At 67.3% G+C, this 1,324-nt stretch carries 1 protein-coding gene; it reads left to right on the forward strand.

The genetic code is table 11. The annotated features are described in order from the left end of the window. The coding region (locus E1291_RS41390; protein WP_503108262.1) for an RNA polymerDNA-directed RNA polymerase subunit B at positions 1–1,324 on the forward strand (1,324 nt) is incomplete at both ends.

A 1,324-nucleotide genomic window follows, 5' to 3' on the forward strand; every position in this document is an offset into this window, starting at 1 on the left:
TGAGTCGATCAATGTGACGCTGGAGAAGGATCACACCTCCGGTCAGGACGACGCGCTGCTGGACATCTACCGCAAGCTGCGCCCGGGCGAGCCGCCGACCCGTGAGTCGGCGCAGACGCTGCTGGAGAACCTGTACTTCAACCCCAAGCGTTACGACGTCGCCAAGGTCGGCCGGTACAAGATCAACAAGAAGCTCGGCCTCGACCTGGACATGAACCAGGGCACGCTGACCGAGGACGACATCGTCTCGACGATCGAGTACCTGGTCCGCCTGCACGCCGGCGAGGAGGAGGCCACCCTCGGCGCCGTGGCCGTGCCGATCGAGGTCGACGACATCGACCACTTCGGCAACCGGCGCCTGCGCACCGTGGGCGAGCTGATCCAGAACCAGGTCCGGCTGGGCCTGGCGCGGATGGAGCGGGTCGTCCGGGAGCGGATGACCACGCAGGACGTCGAGGCGATCACGCCGCAGACGCTGATCAACATCCGGCCGGTCGTCGCCTCCATCAAGGAGTTCTTCGGCACCAGCCAGCTGTCGCAGTTCATGGACCAGACCAACCCGCTGGCCGGCCTGACCCACAAGCGGCGCCTGTCCGCGCTGGGCCCGGGTGGCCTGTCGCGTGAGCGGGCGGGCATGGAGGTCCGTGACGTCCACCCGTCGCACTATGGGCGGATGTGCCCGATCGAGACGCCGGAAGGCCCGAACATCGGCCTGATCGGCTCGCTCGCCGCGTTCGGCCGGGTCAACCCGTTCGGGTTCGTCGAGACGCCGTACCGCAAGGTCACCGACGGTGTCGTCACCGACCAGATCGACTACCTCACCGCCGACGAGGAGGACCGCTACGTCATCGCGCAGGCCAACTCCCTGCTCAACGACGACGGCACCTTCGTCGAGGACAAGGTCCTCATCCGCAAGAAGGGCGGCGAGGTCGAGCTGATCCCGCCGCGCGACGTCCAGTACATGGACGTCTCCGCGCGGCAGATGACCTCCGTCGCGACGGCGATGATCCCGTTCCTGGAGCACGACGACGCCAACCGTGCGCTGATGGGGTCGAACATGCAGCGGCAGTCGGTGCCGCTGCTGCGCAGTGAGGCGCCGCTGGTCGGAACGGGCATGGAGTACCGTGCCGCGACCGACGCCGGTGATGTGATCACGGCGGAGAAGGCGGGTGTGGTCGAGGAGGTCTCGGCCGACTACGTCACGGTGATGAACGACGACGCGACCCGCACGACCTACCGGGTGGCCAAGTTCAAGCGGTCCAACCAGGGCACGTGCTTCAACCAGAAGCCGATCGTGGACGAGGGCCAGCGGGTCGAGGTCGGC

Origin of the sequence: Actinomadura roseirufa, assembly GCF_900659635.1 — a bacterium.
GTDB lineage: Bacteria > Actinomycetota > Actinomycetes > Streptosporangiales > Streptosporangiaceae > Spirillospora > Spirillospora roseirufa.